15 protein-coding genes are annotated in these 16,478 nt (G+C 69.6%); 4 read left to right on the forward strand and 11 right to left on the reverse strand.

The features are described from left to right. Positions 1-706 precede the first annotated feature (706 nt). The 3 genes from CC117_RS24875 to CC117_RS24885 all read left to right on the forward strand — a co-directional run bounded on the left by CC117_RS24875 (position 707) and on the right by CC117_RS24885 (position 3,629). The gene (locus CC117_RS24875) at positions 707-1,714 is read left to right on the forward strand and encodes a DUF2278 family protein (protein WP_071088231.1); all 1,008 of its coding nucleotides are present in this window, start codon (positions 707-709) and stop codon (positions 1,712-1,714) included. A 258-nt stretch (positions 1,715-1,972) separates the two neighbouring features. Continuing rightward, a complete protein-coding gene (locus CC117_RS24880) occupies positions 1,973-2,950 on the forward strand; it encodes an endonuclease/exonuclease/phosphatase family protein (RefSeq protein WP_071088233.1) in 978 nt (325 codons plus the stop codon). 337 nt (positions 2,951-3,287) lie between these two features. Then, positions 3,288-3,629: a histone-like nucleoid-structuring protein Lsr2 gene (locus tag CC117_RS24885; protein ID WP_071088235.1), complete on the forward strand. Its 342-nt coding sequence runs from the start codon at positions 3,288-3,290 to the stop codon at positions 3,627-3,629. A gap of 321 nt (positions 3,630-3,950) precedes the next feature. Here CC117_RS24885 and CC117_RS24890 read toward each other — a convergent pair whose 3' ends face one another. After that, positions 3,951-4,394 carry a VOC family protein gene (locus CC117_RS24890; RefSeq protein WP_071088237.1) on the reverse strand — a complete coding sequence of 148 codons (444 nt, stop codon included), beginning with the start codon at positions 4,392-4,394 and terminating at the stop codon, positions 3,951-3,953. Positions 4,395-4,744: 350 nt separating this feature from the next. Between CC117_RS24890 and CC117_RS24895 the strand changes: the two genes are divergently transcribed. Beyond that, entirely contained in the window at positions 4,745-5,599 is an 855-nt protein-coding gene (locus tag CC117_RS24895) for an SAM-dependent methyltransferase (RefSeq protein WP_071088239.1), read from the forward strand. Between the two features lie 423 nt (positions 5,600-6,022). Here the strand turns inward: CC117_RS24895 and CC117_RS24900 are convergent, their stop codons facing one another. The 10 genes from CC117_RS24900 to CC117_RS24935 form a co-directional block, all read right to left on the reverse strand. Then, positions 6,023-6,358, reverse strand: a complete 336-nt coding sequence (locus tag CC117_RS24900) for a hypothetical protein (RefSeq protein ID WP_071088241.1) — start codon at positions 6,356-6,358, stop codon at positions 6,023-6,025. Further along, positions 6,355-7,545: a class I SAM-dependent methyltransferase gene (locus tag CC117_RS24905; RefSeq protein WP_071088243.1), complete on the reverse strand. Its 1,191-nt coding sequence runs from the start codon at positions 7,543-7,545 to the stop codon at positions 6,355-6,357. Before CC117_RS24905 ends, CC117_RS24900 begins: the two co-directional genes overlap by 4 nt. After that, complete coding sequence (locus CC117_RS24910; RefSeq protein WP_241830397.1) at positions 7,545-7,775, reverse strand: DUF397 domain-containing protein; 231 nt, start codon at positions 7,773-7,775, stop codon at positions 7,545-7,547. The genes CC117_RS24905 and CC117_RS24910 overlap by 1 nt, the downstream gene beginning before the upstream one ends. Positions 7,776-8,093: 318 nt before the next feature. Further along, positions 8,094-10,103, reverse strand: a complete 2,010-nt coding sequence (fxlM, locus tag CC117_RS40170) for a methyltransferase, FxLD system (protein WP_071088246.1) — start codon at positions 10,101-10,103, stop codon at positions 8,094-8,096. Between the two features lie 17 nt (positions 10,104-10,120). Further along, positions 10,121-11,194, reverse strand: coding sequence for a lanthionine synthetase C family protein (locus CC117_RS24920; protein WP_071088248.1), 1,074 nt, complete (start codon positions 11,192-11,194; stop codon positions 10,121-10,123). Further along, entirely contained in the window at positions 11,191-13,959 is a 2,769-nt protein-coding gene (locus CC117_RS24925) for a lantibiotic dehydratase (protein WP_071088250.1), read from the reverse strand. The genes CC117_RS24920 and CC117_RS24925 overlap by 4 nt, the downstream gene beginning before the upstream one ends. Positions 13,960-14,060: 101 nt before the next feature. Continuing rightward, positions 14,061-14,180 (reverse strand): FxLD family lanthipeptide, encoded by a 120-nt coding sequence (gene fxlA / locus CC117_RS35220; RefSeq protein WP_084132732.1) that lies wholly within the window; start codon positions 14,178-14,180, stop codon positions 14,061-14,063. Next, entirely contained in the window at positions 14,180-15,412 is a 1,233-nt protein-coding gene (gene fxlM, locus CC117_RS24930; RefSeq protein WP_407673580.1) for a methyltransferase, FxLD system, read from the reverse strand. Before fxlM (CC117_RS24930) ends, fxlA (CC117_RS35220) begins: the two co-directional genes overlap by 1 nt. A gap of 187 nt (positions 15,413-15,599) precedes the next feature. Then, on the reverse strand, positions 15,600-15,716 hold the full coding sequence (gene fxlA, locus CC117_RS35225) for an FxLD family lanthipeptide (protein WP_084132734.1): 117 nt from the start codon (positions 15,714-15,716) through the stop codon (positions 15,600-15,602). After that, the gene (locus CC117_RS24935) at positions 15,716-16,024 is read right to left on the reverse strand and encodes a DUF397 domain-containing protein (RefSeq protein ID WP_084132735.1); all 309 of its coding nucleotides are present in this window, start codon (positions 16,022-16,024) and stop codon (positions 15,716-15,718) included. Before CC117_RS24935 ends, fxlA (CC117_RS35225) begins: the two co-directional genes overlap by 1 nt. Positions 16,025-16,478: the final 454 nt, after the last annotated feature.

Below are 16,478 nucleotides of genomic sequence, written 5' to 3' on the forward strand. Positions count from 1 at the left end.
CTCGCCACCGCCGCCGACGACGCCACCCTGCGCCTGTGGGATACCACCCACGGCACGTGTACGGCGGCGATCCGAACAGCGGAACCCCTCACCACCTGCCTATGGCACCCCAGCCAGCCGACCGTGGCAGCAGGCGGACGCGGCGGAACATACGTCTTCCACGTCCACCCATAACCGCGCCCTTGCAGGAGACGCAGGCATTCACCATCCGTCGCATCCGAGCGGCCTACAGCGGGAACGCAGGCCCGCCGGTCACCCGGCGGGCCTGCGCGAATGTGAGCTCGGGGGGAACTCACATTCCCACCGCCCATGATGAACGTCTCGGCACCAGCCAAGCAGGGTACAAAGTCCCAATAACGCGACCCACATACAGGCACCCGTATACCTTGGATGACCCATTTACCCGGCTACCTCAACCCCGATGCATCCGTGGGTACGTGCTCCGCTTCCCCGACTCGCGCCGAGGTAGGCGGCGTGTTGTTGGCCCCCGCAAGACCCGTGCAGCTGTTCAGAATTGCGGCGCGCAGGACCGGAACCACCCACACTGTTCAGGAAAAGTTCACAAAAAAGCCGCGGACGCCACCGGTGACCGTAGATAGCGCTAGGCGCGGATCGTCGTCGTAATGCCCGCGACGGATGCCTATCGAGGTACGGATGCTACGGTTCCAGGATTCTGTTTCGGCTGGGAAGACCGCGGGAGGTTGTCATGCCGCTGACGGAGTACGGGGTCCTTGTCGGCCGGGTTCGTGACCGGCGACGGGAAGGCGGGAAGAACAGCCCGCACTATCAGATCCACGTCGATGCCGCCGGCACCCAGTTCCGGGTCGCGGTGAACGTGCTGTCCGCGCTGGCACCCTCCGAACTGCTCTACACCGCCGACGAGGACTTCACCCATCCCGTCCTGCCCGCGCTCGCGACCCTCACCGACGGGTTCACCCCGCTGACCAGCACACCCGGCGGTCTCGCGCTGGATTTCATCCGCGGCAACCTGTTCGACCGCACCACGCTACGGACCATGCCCGCCGACCAGCCCGGCCCGGACAACGACCTCGCCGACAAGCTTGACCACTACATCCAACACGCCGTCGGCGACCCCGCGGCCCGCCTCTACGCGTTCGGGCAGCGGTGGGGCCCAGAAACCGCCCCAGACAAGATCTTCGGGTTCGCCCCCGGCAACGGCATCCATGACATTCACATGAACCAGGGCAACACCGGCCGGTTCACCGCCGATGATGGGGTCTGGCAAGACGGCGCGCTGATCCTGTCCTTCCCCGACCGGTGGATCGCGGTGTTCCTCGCGTTCCAAAGCCAGGCCTGGCACACCGACGACACCACCGGCCACACCCTGCCCGGCATCCCACCCGCCGACCCCGACGGCCACCCCGCCCCCGGCGAACCCGACCGTCAGGTCCGCATCATCGCCGCGCTGGTCAACCCGACCGGCCCCGCGCCCGAAGCCGAAACCGTCACCCTGCTCAACACCACCGCCAGCCCGATCGACCTCACCGGCTGGACCCTCCTGGACCGGGCCCAGCACCAGGCCCCGCTCCCGACGCTCACTCTCCCCGCCGGGGACACCGTCCGCCTCCCGATCCCGACACCGCTCGCGCTGGGCAATCAGGGAGGCGCCCTCACCCTGCTCAACGCCGCCGGTCTCAAGGTCGACGGCGTCGCCTACACCACCGCACCCGAAGGACGCACCCTCACCTTCTAACCCAGCCGGCACAACCAGCAGGCCGGGTGGACCTCCCGCGCAGGCAACCGATCTCGGCGTTGCTCTTCGTCTACTCCTGGTGCCCATCGAGCCGGCGCAGGGACTGCTGGGTTGAGCGTCGGATGATGATRAACGGGATCCTGTGGAAAACCGGTGACATACACGGCGGCGTTTCCGCGGGTCGGAACTCCAGCGAACGGGATCGACACGGACAGTAAGGTGACCGTGTCGTTGGGGCACATGTGGACTGGGGGTCCGATGCCGTCGACCTATCATCTCACCTGGTGGAACCTGGAGAACCTCTTCGACGAAGAGAACTCTCCCCACCGGACCGAGAAACTCGCCCGGACCCTCGGCGATGACCTCGCCGGCTGGACACCCCAGCTCCGCGACCGCAAAATCTCCCAACTCGCCTCGGTGATCGCGCAGATGAACGGCGGCGCGGGCCCGGACCTGCTCGGGGTGTGCGAGGTGGAGAACCGGTTCGTCCTCGAGCTCCTGGCCGCCGCGGTCTCCGACCGGCTCGAGGGCCGGCGCTACGAGATCGTGCACGCCGACACCGACGATGCCCGCGGGATCGACGTCGCGTTCCTCTACGACCCGGCGCTGCTCACCGCCGCGCCGGGGCAGGTGTTCTTCCACGTGGTGATGCGCCGCAACGCCACCCGCGAGATCGTCCAGGTCAACTTCCAGACCCGCACCGGGCGGACCTGGGCGGTGTTCGGGAACCACTGGCCGTCGCGGTCCGGGGGGCAGTACGAGTCCGCCGGCTACCGGGCCATCGCCGGCGAGACCCTGGCCTACTTCCACCAGCGTGTCCGCGAGGAACACGGCCAGGACACCCCGGCGCTCGCCATGGGCGACTTCAACGACGAACCGTTCGACACCTCCCTCGTCGCCCACGCCCTGTCGACCCGACAGGGCGCACGTGTGATCAACGCGGACACGCCGCGGTTCTGGAACCTGATGTGGCCCGCCGCCGGTACAGGGGGCACGTTCTACTTCCAGAACGAACCGAACCTGCTCGACCAGTTCCTCGTCAACGCCACCATGGCCCGCCCCACCAGCCCGCTGCGCGCCAACCCCGACAGTGTGCAGATCCTGCGTTTCCCCGAGCTGGTCGACACCGGCGACTATCCCCGGCCCCGCCCCTTCGGCGGCATGGGCGCCACCGTCGACGAGACGGGCTATTCCGATCACTTCCCGATCGCCATGACCGTCACCGAAACCGACTAGCCTCACGGACGCGCAGCCATGCGCGGGGCGACCAGCGCGCCTCTCCCAGCAGGTTCATCCAGCCGGCGGCCATGATCGGCGCTGGGCTGGCCGCGGGGCCGTCTCGCGGCGATGCCGGTCTATCGAGAGGGAGGGTGGCCCCATACGCGTGGACCCTTTCCCGCCTCATGTGCCACCCAAGGGTGCTCCACCCGCCGGAGGCAACACTCCCATCCGGAAGACTTTCAGTCATGTTTGACCAATTTCACAGTTGCGACGAACCAATCCCGCCGATCACGGGATACGGTACGCAATACATCGCGGATACACGGTCCGCGCATAGGGATGAGGAACGCTCATGGCACAGAAGACCATCGTTTCGCTGATCGACGACCTCAGCGGAGAGACCGCCGACGAGACCGTCCGATTCGGGCTGGACGGCGCACAGTACGAGATCGACCTGTCCGAAGCGAACGCCACGAAGCTGCGCGAGGCACTGGCCTCGTTCGTCGCGGCGGGCCGCCGTTCCGGTGGCCGTRCCGCCAGCGGACGACGCGCCCCCCGCGCCGCCTCTCCGCGCTCAGGGGGAACCGACCGCACCGCCGACATCCGCGAATGGGCACGCAGCAACGGCTACACGGTGAGCGACCGGGGTCGTATCGCGTCGAACGTCGTCGAGGCCTTCGACAAGGCCCACTAGACAGGCCGCGTGACCGCAAGGTCACGCGAGGCTCCGGGTCAACGCCTGCCGGCCCGATCGACGGAGCACGAGGCGAGTTCCGGGAAAATTCCAGTCGCCGCATCTGAACACCTCAGGCTGCCCGCTTTTCGAGGGGCGCCGGATCGCCGCCACGGTAGACGTCGCTTCTGGGGATGCAGACGAGAGCACACGCCTCGCGTGATGCGCGTCCCGATCCAGCGTCTACCCTGCCTGGTGCAGGGATCGGATCTACTGGGCCGCTCCGAGCTGGCGAATCGCGGTTGTGTGGCCAGCGTCAGCACGCCGGCCCCGCGCCTGGTGTCAGGCCGGGGCGTCGGCGTCCTGTGTCGAGGTCGCGAACTCCTCGGGGCCGTTCTGCGCCGCCGCCGGATCCATCCACATGACCTGCCAGCCGTGGCCGTCGAGGTCGAAGAAGCTGCGTGAGCACATGAAGCCGTAGTCCTCCAGGCCGTCCGCCTCGACGCCGCCCGCGGCCAGCGCGGCCTGCGTGACTGTGTTGACCTCCTCGCGGGACGACACGCTGAAGCAGTAGAGCGCCAGCGCGTGCGTGGCGGGATCGGCCATCGGCAGCTTCGAGAACTCCGCGAACTTCTGGTGGCTGAGCAGCATGACGCTGGCCTGCTCGCCGACCAGCATGCAGGCGGCGGTCTCGTCGGTGAAGCTCGGGTTGAAACTGAACCCGAGCTTCGCGAAGAACGCCTTGCTGCGCTCGAGGTCCGCTACGGGGATGTTCACGAACAGCATGCGGCCAGGGTGCGCGGGAGTGATCACGGCGGGTCTCCAGATCCATAGTGCGACGGGTACGTCCTGGTAGACCAGGCGGGCCGGCGGAACTCATCGGTGGAGCTCGGAACGTCCGCGCGCCAGACCACCGGGCGGCCTCACCATCTCCGCCGCGCCCATGCACGGAGACGGCGAGCCATCACCGGCTTGCCAGGCGCCGCCGCAGATCGCCAGAGCCCGCCTGGCACGAGCCAAGCAGGACTGTCTGCCACCGCCCACGAAGAAGAGTCGGTTGCCAGCTCGGTTCCGGGTTATGGGAGAGTTTGACCCGACTGGGGTGGTCTGTGTGTGGGATCGGAGGCAGGGGGACCGTGACTGACAGCGGCGACGCTACGCGGGGTTACAGCTCGGTAGCGCCGGACTGGACGCCCGGGGATGTCGACCTGAAGACCGATGTTCCGCACTCGGCTCGGGTATACGACTACATCCTGGGCGGCAAGGATAACTTTGCCGCAGACCGCGCCGCTGCCGAAGGTATTGTCAAGAGCTGGCCGCATCTGCCTGTGTCCATGCGGTCCAACCGCAACTTCATGGCGAGGGTGGCCCGCGTCCTGGCCACGGAATACGGCTTCCGCCAGTTCCTGGACATCGGCACTGGTCTGCCGACGGCTCCCAACCTGCACGACGTCGTCCAGGAGGTAGCGCCCGCATCGCGGATCCTCTACGTCGACAACGATCCCATCGTGCTGGTACACGCCCGAGCCCTGCTCACCAGCGCCAAGGAAGGACAGACGTCCTACCTCGACGCGGACTTCTCCGACCCGGAGGCGATCCTGCGCTCCCCGGAGCTGCGGAAGACCCTTGACCTGAGCCAGCCGGTGGCGGTCAGCATCATCGCGGTCGTGCACTTCATCGTCGACGACGACGTCGTCCGGGCCCTCATCGAACGGATCATGGCACCGCTGGCACCGGGCAGCATTCTCGCGCTGTCCACCTGCACGGCAGACAGCGCACCGGAAGAGGTCGGCGTCGGCGTGGCGGCGTACAACGCCAGCGGCATACCACTCGTGTCACGCGACAAAGCCCGAACGGAAGCTCTGTTCGCCGGCCTTGAACTCCTCGATCCCGGCGTGGTCCTCGTCAACCACTGGCACCCCGACGAGGCCGCAGCCGCCACGGACGACGCACACGTCCACATGTACGGCGGGATCGCCCGGAAGGCATAGCATCTCCCTTCCGAGCCCCGCACAGGTCACCCAGCGATAGCCGCCTCCAACCCACGACGCCCGTGTCGATGGCTCCGGCGTCCGCGGATCTCCTAGCTGATCGCGAGGACCGCGTCCGGGTCAACAGCACCGGCGCTGAGGGAAACGCCGGGTTATGCGGTTCGCTGCTGGACCGGGGCAGGGTGGCCTCGACCTTGGATGAGGCGAAGGTGCGTCGGGCCGCGCCCCCGCTGCGGCCCGACGTCTCACCACCGTAGGTCGGGGCGCAAGGTGCCGGTGTTGACCTTCCGTGAACGGATCATCTGCCTGTCGCGCTGCCTCGCGTGCCGGGCATACCGATGGGTGGCGACCCGCGCCGGAGGATGATCCGCGAGAATCCCACGAGTAGGCGAAACGAAGGAACCGCCCGGGGACGGGCCCGCCTCAGCGGCCGGCCGGGTCGGAGGCGTGGTCGATGGGCGCAATGGTGTAGCCCGCCACGGTGGCGGATCGGGCGTGCAGGTCGGCGTCCTGCTGGTGGCGGAACCGGGCGATGATCCGGGTGGGTCGATCGGCCGGGTCCAGAGCGACGACCGCCCAGTCGCTGCCTGGCGTCCACTCGGTTGCCAGCACCACGGCGTCGACACCGGGTTGGTGTCGGRCCCAGTCGTGGGCACGTCCGGGGCGGTCGAATCCGACGACCGCGCGGACGACCCGGTCGTGGGCATCGAGCGTGACGACGCCCCACGTCATGGTGGCGGCCGTGATGGGGATGGTCATGACCGGTCTGTCGGGGGCGCTGCCTGTGGCGGGGAGTCCGGCCAGTCCCAGGTGATCAGGATCTGGACGTCCGGTGTGGTGATCACCTGTCCGGGAGATGGGAGCTCGCAGACTGTGGAGGTGGGGTGGATCCGCAGGGTGGGGTCGGGGCCCTCGCGCCGCCGTGCGTCCCAGATCTGGACGTCGTAGGCGAGTAGATCGGCGGCGCGGTGCCGGTCCGGGCCATAGGCGGCGGCCAGGATCTCTACGGCGGTGGTGTCGCTGGTGTCGACGATGTCGAGGAAGGCGATGCTGTCATCGGTCCACGTCGCGGACACCCCGTGCGGGGACGGGGGGCCGAGCGGGTGCTGCTGGTCGGGGACCGCGTCAATGTACAGCCGGCCGTAGGTCTGCCGGATGATGGCCAGCCACAGATCCAACCCCGCAAGCAGGTCGGTGGGCAGCGTCACCCCGGTCGAGATCAGGTGACGTTCCTCGCGCAGCGCGTGCCGCAGCTGGCGCGCGTCGACGTCGTGGCCGGCGCCGTCGAGACGCACCCCGCCGGCCAGGAACGCCGCGGTGCGTCGGGCGCCTCGCGGCGCCACGTGGATGGCGCGGATCGACTCAGAGACCAGCCGACCGCCGTTGTGGACAAAGCCGACCGTGCGGTCCAGGCCGCGTAGCCGCAGCGGGATGACGAGCCGCCCGCCTTCGGAGACTTCTTCGATCAATGCCGGTCGGAGGTCCACCCCGGCATGGGCGAGGACCCGGTCGAAGGGCATGTGCGGCCGGGCCTGTAGGTCAACGGCCACCACGATGTTGAGGTGGCCGGGACGCTCGTGCAACGGCGTCGGATTGACATCCGTGGTCAGGACCACGCCTGCCGGGCCCGTCAGCTCGGCGAGCAGCGCCGTGCTGTACCCGTCGGCGGCGCCGACCTCCAGGACCCGGTCACCGGGCAGGACACCCAGCTGGTCCAGCATCGTCGCGATCGTGGACGGCGCCAGCGCCCGCCGGCCGGAGCCCGGCCGGGCGACAGCCCGGTCCGCGTACGCCTCCTCGATGGGGAGGTCGGGCAGGAACCGGTGCCGCGGCACCGCGCGCAGCGCTGCCTCGACCGGCGCGGATACCGGCGTAGCGGCGAGGATCTGCTCCACCATCGCCGCGCGCAGCGCCACGGTTGACGTGCCTGCCGCGCCGCTGGACATCACGGCGCCGTAGGAAGCAGGTTGTCGTACTCGCCGGCCTTCGCCGCACGGATGAAGTCGGCGAAAGCGCCGGGCGAGTTCCGCACTGCCAGGCCCAGACTTGACCGGATCAGAACACGCGGACCGTCTGCGGCGACCTCGATGATGTCGGGCACGGCGGGATTGACCTGGGATGGTCGCCGCCATTCCAACGGGGGGAGAACCGGCATGGTGGTGAGGGATCGGGACACGGTTTCCTTCACAGACAGGTGGATGGATGGATGGAACCGCCGAACCCGAACCGTGCGAGACGGCGCGGGCCCGGCGGGTCAGGGGGGAACGGACACGTCGTTTCCTGGGGAGGGGGCGTCCGTTCCCGCTCCTCCCCAACTGCCGCCATGCCATCTGACGCCCTCGGTCTGCCGTAGGGAGCCGAGAAGGCATGGCCACGCGCGGCACGTACGCGGCCGGCCCGACCTCGGGAGAGCTGGCGGCTTCTGCTCGCTAAGATCCGGATCGCGTAGGTGCCATGTGCCGGCCCGCGGTGCGGTACGGGGCCGTTAGGCGCCTCAGTACGTCAGTGTCAGCGGGCTTTCCGGCTTGGCGATCAATCCTGGCAGGCCGTTCAGGGGGTCGATAGGTCCGTGGTGAGCGGTCACAGTCGGGATGGCCGCGCGATCACTGTTCCAGGTGTGGATGCCCTCGATCAGTCGGTCGGCCAGATCGTGGCGGTTCGGCCCGTGGCCGGTGACGCGGAGCATGTGACGGCCGGGCGCGCTGTGGTTACGGGCGAGGCCGAGGTAGGCGAGCGAGTCGCCCTCGACGAGGGCCGGGCTGCGCTGGGGGATCACGGGCGCGCACAGGGCGGACTTCACCGCCTCGGGTGTGGCTGCGATGCGGCAGCATCCCGGCTCGGTGACACTAAGGCGCAGCCAGATCCCGTCAAACGGGTCGTAGGGGCCGACCTCGACGCCGGACAGAGCGATCGTCTGCGTCCGTGTGAGCACGCCGGTGAGGGCGTCGGGGTCGATGTTCTGGTCCTGGTCCCAGTGCAGGGCGACGAGGGCGTCGGGGTGGATGGGGGCGGTCCGTTCGCCCTCCTGTCCGATCATGGGGACGAAGCCGCAGAGCTCCACGGCGTCGGAGATCAGCTGGTCGCCGGCGTGCCGGAAGGCGACAGCGCGGGTCTGGCCCCGCCAGCGCAGTGGGAGAACGAGCCGGCCGCCGGGGGTGAGCTGGTCCCACCAGGCGCTGGCAATGTCCCAGACGCCCACCGTGGCGATGAGCCGGTCGTGCACGTTCCCGTTCGGGTCTCCGAAAGCGCCGTCTCCGGTGAGAACCGTGACGTTCTCGAAGCCGGTGGCGGCCAGGACCGCGGTTGCGCCGCTCGTGATCTCGGGATCGATGTCGACGGTGGTGACGTGCCCGGTGGGCCCGGTGAGGTGTGCGAGGAGGGCGGCGTTGTAGCCGGTGCCGGCGCCGATTTCGAGGATCCGCTGACCGGGCAGGACGATGAGCGCCTCCAGCATCATCGCCACGATCCCGGGTCCGGACGCGCAGCTCAGGGACGTTCCGTCCGGGGCGCGTTTGGTGATGACGGCCTGTTCCGCGTAGGCCTCGCTGGGCGCGGCGTCGGGTACGAACAGGTGTCGGGGCACCGCGCGCATCGCGTCTTCGACCGCGGTGGTGAGGATGGTTCCTGAGGCGACGAGGCGGTCGATCATGGCGGCGCGTAGTTCGTCGGGAGTGGCCTTGTCTGTCGAGGTCGCGGCGGTCACCGTGGTCCTTCCAGTAGGGGTGGCGCGGGTGATCGGCGCTGTGGGCGCATGGCCGAAGATGGCCTCCTTCGCTGCCCACGCGAGGGTGGCCTGGGTGGTGGCGGGGAGCCCGAGCCGGTTCCAATGGAAGATCACGTGTAGTGCGACGACTGCGCGCAGCCCGCGGGTGAGGGTGCCGTTCTCCCGCAGGGTTCGAAGCGCTCGGCCTGCCTCTCTGAACGTGGCGAGCCAGTCGCTCCCGATGAGGTTCGTGCGGGCGTTACCGAGGAGAAGGTGACGGACGCCGCTGGTGAACGATGTCCACGTCTGTGGATCGGGTGGGACGCCTGCCAGGCCGAAGCGTTGTTCGGCGATCCGCGCCCACACGTCGCCCTGCTCGTTGATGTCCAGTCCCGCAGCGCGCATGAGGGCGGTGCACAGCACGAGGGAGTGTTCCCGCCGGTCGGTGGGGTCGCCGTGGAGGTAGGTGAGCAAGTGGCGGCTGTCGTGGTGGAACAGCCTGTGCGCGGCATGCATGCTCCCGGGGSCGCCGAAGGCATGGACTTCTGGCTCGTAGATGTCGCCGGTCCCGTCGACCCCGTCGGCGATCAGGGGCCGTACGGGGTCGCTGCTCGCGTTCTCCGCAACCCGGTAGCGGATGCGCCAGGAGCCCTTACGAATGAAGAACCAGGCGGTGATGATGCCGTTGGCTTCGGCGGCGGGCAGGACACGCGCGAGGTGGTCGACGGCGTGGCGTTCACGCTGGCGGCGGTCTGGGCCGGGCCAGGTGATGTTCACCTGCTTCCATGAGGTCTCGTGCATGGGTTCGGGCCTTTCGGTCAGCAGAGGAGGAGGCAGGCGTCCCAGCAGGTCGTGGTCCCCACGGCGGCCAGCGCGGCGCCGGTGGAGCCGTCGAGAAATCCGGAGGGTTCGTCGGCTGCGGGCATGGTGTGGTGGTGCCGATGTGCCAGGGGGCCGATGGGGATCGGGGTGAGTGCATCGGCGGCGATCCGGCGCGCGGCGGTGAGGAGTCCGCCGGTTCCGTGGCAGAGGCCGCGGTCGGCGAGGCGGCTCAGTTGCGTCGCGTCGGCGATGCAGGCGGCGAAGGCTGTTTCGGCATGGTGCTGGCGGGTGGTGTCGCCGAGCGCGCGGGCGGCGAGCTGCTGGGCGCGGGCGATGCCGGGGGTTCCGTAGCACCAGGACGGCCGCAGCGGGCCGGCCTGGGTGGGCTCGCCGCGGGCGACGTCGGTACGGGTGAGGGTCTGCGGCCACCATGCGGCGCCGTCGCCGGTACGCCGCTGCCAGCTGTCCAACCACCGGACAATCCGTGTGATCGCCTCGGTGTGGCCGGTGACGTGAACGCCGTCGAGGTGGGTGAGTGCCAAGAGGGCGAGCGGGCCGGTGATGCCGTGGGCGAGCCCGTGGTTGCCGTGCCCGCCCGGGACCGGTTGACCGCGGTGGGGGCCGTGGACGCACCACCAGCCGGGCAACCCGTCGATCGGGTCGGTAAGACGCACGAGGTAGGTCAGCACGTCGCCGAGCAGTTCAAGATCGCCGATGCGGCGCAGGGCGACACCGAGTCCGGTCAGGCCGCGGATCAGGTCGTACTCGGCGTACGGGGGGCGCTGGTGATTGTCGATGCGCTGGTGGGCTGCATCGAGACGGCGGCGGGTCAGCGTGGCGGTCCCTGCTGCGGCGGTCGCGGTCGCTCGCGCGAGGCCGGCCCGGTCGGTGCCGGCGAGAACGAATGCGAAGGCGGGAGCGCCGTAGTAGAGACTGGCGGTCTCTGCGACGCTGACGCCGCCGGCGACGGCCTGCTCCAGCACCGCGTACACCGCCGGCCAGTTGCCGGTCTCCAGATGGAGGAGAGCGACGCCGACCGCGCCGTCGCCGAGGGACTGTCCCGTTGTCATGACGCCTTCCTCGCGAGGTCGGTGAGGGCGACGGCGCGGGCCAGACGCAGGCAGAGCCGCTCGGACTCCATATCGGGACCGATCATGCGAGCGTGGTGCAGATGCAACAGGTCGGCGAGGAGTTGGTCGGTGTCCAGGCCGTCCTGGTCGGCGAGGGACCGGTAGGTGGCCAGCGCCGCCGCGAGGCCGTCATCTCCATAGGGAAGACGTGCGCCCGCGAGCTGGGCGCAGTCCAGCCGTGGGCCGCTGCGATGGGGCGCGTGGTCTGCGAGCCAGCGCGCACCGTCGCCGGTGAACCCGCGAACGATAGTGATCATCCCGGCTGCAGTGGCGGCCTGCTGGTCACTGGTGGCGGTCTGCCGGTCACCGGACAGACACCCGAGGGCGGCGCGGGAGTCCGCGGCGAACACCGCCTCGGCCGCGGCGAGCGCCGGGGCACCTCCCCAGCGGGTCTCGGGCCGGTAGGTGGCCAGCGTGTAGTCGGCCAGCAGTCCGTCGTGCTGCAGCCGTTCCGTCCACCCGGCGAGGTCGTGGGCCGCGTGGGCGAACCGGGTGGAGTCCGACAGTGGGATGCGTAGTCGTAGGTGAGGTTCGGGGTGCGGGTAGCGCAGGAACCACCAGCCCCGAGGAAGGCCGAGGGTGCTGGCCAGGCGGGCGAGGATGTGGTCGAGCTGCCCGTAGAGGCGGGCGTCCAGCCAGCGCGACTGGCCCGGCCGATGGACGACGACGCGGGCCGGGCGGGCCGGCCGGTGGGCGCGTCGGTCGGGTACTGGTGAAGTGCGGGTGAGGGTGAGCAGGAGCTCGGCTGGTCTGCCGTCGATCCAGCCGGGTGGCCCACCAGCTTCGAACAGGACGGCGCGGCTGTGTCGGTCGAGGTGGCTGCGCAGGACCGCGAGATGGGCGGGTTCGTCCAGGTCGAGACGCAGCCGCACATCGTCGTCGCCGATGAGCACCTCGCGGGGCAGCCGGAGGCGTTCGCGRTGTCGCTGCCAGGCCGTCTGCCACTGCGCCCAGGGCGCGGTGCGGGTGGGGAACGCGGTCGCGGGGAGGGTCCAGCGGGCCGGGTGAAGGACGGATCGGCCCCGCCGGATCCGGGGCAGGAACGGCAGGCCTCGGGCGTGCCCCCAGTCGAACCGGGCGCAGGGGGCTGTCCATGCCGTCCAGATCTCGGTGAGGAATCGGATGATCGGCTGCTGGGTGGTCGGCAGGAGCACACAGTTGACCAGCAGTGGTTCGACCGGACGCCCTGTGGAGGCGGAGAGCAGCCACAGCCGCTGGCCGTCGCCGGTCACCGTCAGATCGTTCAGCGCCCATGGCGTGTCCGGGTGGAAGTCCCCGGCGGGCAGTACCGGCAGGAGCTCGGGTGTGCGGGCGACGGTGGCCAGGCGATTGTCCAGGGGAGGCCCGGACAGCTGCACCGTGTCCGCGCCAGGTAAGGCAGTCGGCAGGCTGGTGTAGACGCCGCGGAAGCGCTCCAGCTCTTCTGGGGTGAGTAGGTGCAGGAACCTGCCGGCTGCGACGCCGGCGTGCCGGGCCCCGCTCACCACTGTCAGCGTGAACGCGCCGCGGTCGAGGTCGCGGGGTGTGGCGGCGGCGAGGGTGAACCGGATCTCGGTGTGCGGGAGCGGCGGCCGGTCATCGTCACCTCGCAGCGATCCGATCAGATCATCATCAAGGATCACTTCGGCGCAGCCGTTCAGGGCGGCCTGCTGCGCGAGCGCCGCGAGTTGCCTGTCGCGGTCGGTGAACGTGACCGGGTCACGGCGCGGTGAGCCCCGGTAGCCGGCGGGGAACCCGAGAACATCCAGGACGTCGCGCAGGGGTACGGCTGCGCCTGGCCCCCACCGTTCGAGAAATGCGCGGTGGTAGGCGGCCCATCCCGGCAGGTGCGGCGCGACGGCGACGAGCGCGGCGGCGGCTTCCTGCGCTTCCCGGACGACGGCGGGGGGCAGTGTCACCGAGCAGTCGACGCGCAGATCGACCGCGATCCGATCGTCCGGATTGGGCAGGGCGATGTGGCGGGCCAGGTGCGCGGCCGGGTCAGTCACGGTCATCGCTGGCCGGATCGCCGACACCAGCACCCCCGCGTCCACCAGCGCTGCCAGCAGACTCTCGGCCGCCGGCCCGTTGGCCGGGTCGCCGGCCATCTTCGCGGCCAGCTCCGGGAACGGGATCGGGACGCCGGCCGCCTCGACCGCCACCCGCACCGGACCGGTCAGGGCGACCTCGACATCCCAGACCCGGTCACCCTCGACCCGGGCACAGGGCAGCACCCACACCCCGCCACGCCGATATCCCAGCGAGTTCGTCATCACCGTGACCGTGCRCAGCGTCGCCAGTGCCTGCTCGGCCATGCCCGTGTACTCGGTGATGTAGCGGTCATCCGGGCGAGCGACCGCCTGATGCCGCTCCCCCCATCGGACCACCGCGGTGGAGCCCATCGCGACCGGTGCCACGCCGGCGAACCTGCCGAATGGGGTCGCCCGAGTCGTCCACCGCAGCAGATACCGAACCGTGGTCTCCACCAGGCGCCGGAGCCTGCGGCTCTGGATCGGTTCGTCAGCCACAGCGCGGATGATCTGAGCGGCCAAGTCCGGCGCAGCCTGCCCAGCAGCTGCTGCGAAGTCCGGCAGAGCCCAGACCTCCCGCAGCCACCTCAGCCACTCACCAGGCCGGTCCGTCGTCAGGTCGGGCCACGGGGGAAGCTGCAGGTCACGGGGATAAGAGGCCGCTCTGATCAACGCCGCATCCGCTGTTTGGAACATCGCTTGCTCCGCAATCCGGAAGTTGGCGGAAGGAGGAAGGACCCGGCCCGGCCCTCGGATTCAGGGCCGGGCCGGGAAACCCGCGGGTTGAGTAGACAGCGTCAGCCCGAGCAGGCGTCCGAGCCGGTGTTACCCGAGCCGCAGTTGTCGTCGGTGCTGGTGGCGTGACCGCTGGCGGGCCCGGCGTCGACCAGATCGATGTTGAGCTCGTACTCGTCCATCAGGGGGTTCCCTTCTCCTCGGTGGTGAAGGTCAGGACGACGCGGCTGTGCCGCTTGTCCAGGACCGCCCCGTCGGGCAGGTCGCCGTCAGGGGTGTGCGCGGGAAGGACGTGCAGCACCGGAGGCGGGCTGCCCGCGTCCACCCACGCACGCATGTGCTCGACCATCCGCCCGGCCGCCGCGGCGGCGTCAGCCCCGTGGGCGTAGGCGCCGAGGTCGAATCGCCGGTCGGTCCAGCGCAGGGCCGACCGGTAGGCCAACGTGCTGTCACGCAGGGTGGCGGGGGTCCCGAACTGCCAGGAGGGTGCGACAACGCCGGCGTCGATGGCTGTCTTCTGCGCCGTCAACACCACGAACGTCCCCGTCTCGCGGGTGAGATGGGTCGCCAGCCACAGGTTCAGGTCGATCAGGGCAGTTCGGGGCGGCAGGCTCAGCCCGGCCCACGCCTCCTCGCGCGGCGTCGTCAGAAGACCATCGAGAACGGCGGGGTCGATCTGCTGGCCCTCGTCCAGCCGCAGATGAACACCCTCGGCGATGTCGACGTACCGCACCTCGTGGGCTCCATCGCCCTGCACGGAGACGAACCCGCACTGGCGGTGGCTCACACTGACCAGACGGTCCCCGTGGCGCCGCAGCGCGTATGACTTGGTGATCCCGAACATGCGCAGCGGCACCACCAGCACACCGCCATCGGTGAGCTGATCACGCCACGCCGGAGGGATGTCCCACGACCCGACCGTCACGATGATCAGGTCGTAGGAACGACCTGACAGGACCGGATGCTCGGCGTCCGCGCACACCACAGTCACGTCGTCGTAGCCGGCTGCTGCCAGGCAGGCGACCGCCCGCTCGGTCACCTCAGGGTCGATATCGACCGTCGTGACCGATCCCGCCGAGCCGACAAGCTCCCGCAACAGCGACGCGTTGTAGCCTCCGCTACCGATCTCCAGCGCATTACGGCCCGCGAGACCGTCGAGCGCGTCCGCTGCCTGGCCGAGCATCTCGGCGATCAGGAACGGCGCCGACACCGAACTGATCGCTTCGTCGCCGCGCATCTTCTTGAGGACAGCTTCGTTCTCGTACGCCTTCTCCAGCGGAAGACCCGGCGTGAACAACTCGCGGGGAACGGTCCGCAGCGCCGCCTCCACCTCGGGCCGCAACGTGAGGCCCTTTGCCGCATGATCAGCGGCCAGCTGATCGACCATGGCGCTACGCAGACTCTCGCTACTCACGGTGTCAACATTCAAAACGGTGTCCTCTCCCTCTACATGCCAGCGCCGCGGTGTGAGCGGCCCCGGAATTCCAACGGGTCCGACAGACCCGGCAATCAGCTGAAGGTTTCGGGGCCGTGTCGGGCTCCGGCGGCGTAAAGAAGGGTGGGCCCGGCCCGGAGACCGGGGCCCAATCAGCAGGTGGAGATCAGCCGCCCGCGCAGGAATCCGAGCCGGTGGTGCCGCAGCTGTCGTYGGTGTTGGAGGCGTGGCCGCTGACGGGCCCGGCATCGACCAAGTCGATGTTCAGCTCGTACTCGTCCATCAGGAGGTTCCCTTCTCCTCGGGAGTGAAGGCCAGGACGACGCGGCTGTGCCGCTTGTCCAGGACCACCCCCGCCGGCACGTCGCCGTCAGGGGTACGCGTGGGATCGAACTCTCCGGCCCTCACCGCGGCCACGAAGGCAGCCCACGCCCCCGGGGTCACCCCGACCGGTGTCCGGCCGAGTGACGACCGGATGAGCACCAGGCTCGGGCCCCAGGCGACTTCGACCGCGTCCACCGCCGTCGGATGAGGCGTTGACGGCTGCTGCCACAGCGCGGAGACATCCGGAGCGGGACGCGGGACGGACACGGCGGTCCTTTCTGGTAAGGCTGCCTGCSCTGGCGGATCTCATCAGCACCAGAGCAGGCAGCGTTCGTGGGCTACCCCCAGCGAAACGGTCAGGCAGCGCGGATAGGTGGAGGTTGGGGCGCTCGGAGCGGCGGCTCAGTGCTCAGCCGTTGCTGGACGACCGAGGTCAACCGGCGCGACGCGATGATCAGGCAGCCTGCGGCCGCGGGCATACAGATCGGCATCGGCAGGACTCYGGAACTCGGGCTGCCCGATGATGATCCGGACCACCCGGCCGTCCCGGTCCAGCTCAACCACACCCCAGTCCGGATGAGGTGTTCGGCGTGGGAGGGGCGGGGAGGGAGCCTCGTTGCCGGCCGGTCCGGGCTCCCTCCCCGCAGCCGCGCCGACTCGTCCGAGGTTGCTGGCGAACCCGGGACGATCTTCAGCGCGACCGATGACGGCGGGCATCCGG

The organism is Parafrankia colletiae (assembly GCF_001854655.1).
Classification (GTDB): Bacteria; Actinomycetota; Actinomycetes; order Frankiales; family Frankiaceae; genus Parafrankia; species Parafrankia colletiae.

What these genes read in the sequence shown, in the direction of transcription:
- CC117_RS24875 (WP_071088231.1), top strand. Translation starts at nt 707, where the DNA reads ATGCCGCTGACGGAGTACGGGGTCCTTGTCGGCCGGGTTCGTGACCGG.
- CC117_RS24880 (WP_071088233.1), top strand. Translation starts at nt 1,973, where the DNA reads ATGCCGTCGACCTATCATCTCACCTGGTGGAACCTGGAGAACCTCTTC.
- CC117_RS24890 (WP_071088237.1), bottom strand. Translation starts at nt 4,394, where the DNA reads ATGCTGTTCGTGAACATCCCCGTAGCGGACCTCGAGCGCAGCAAGGCG.
- CC117_RS24905 (WP_071088243.1), bottom strand. Translation starts at nt 7,545, where the DNA reads ATGTCCAGCGGCGCGGCAGGCACGTCAACCGTGGCGCTGCGCGCGGCG.
- CC117_RS24920 (WP_071088248.1), bottom strand. Translation starts at nt 11,194, where the DNA reads ATGACAACGGGACAGTCCCTCGGCGACGGCGCGGTCGGCGTCGCTCTC.
- fxlA (WP_084132732.1), bottom strand. Translation starts at nt 14,180, where the DNA reads ATGGACGAGTACGAGCTCAACATCGATCTGGTCGACGCCGGGCCCGCC.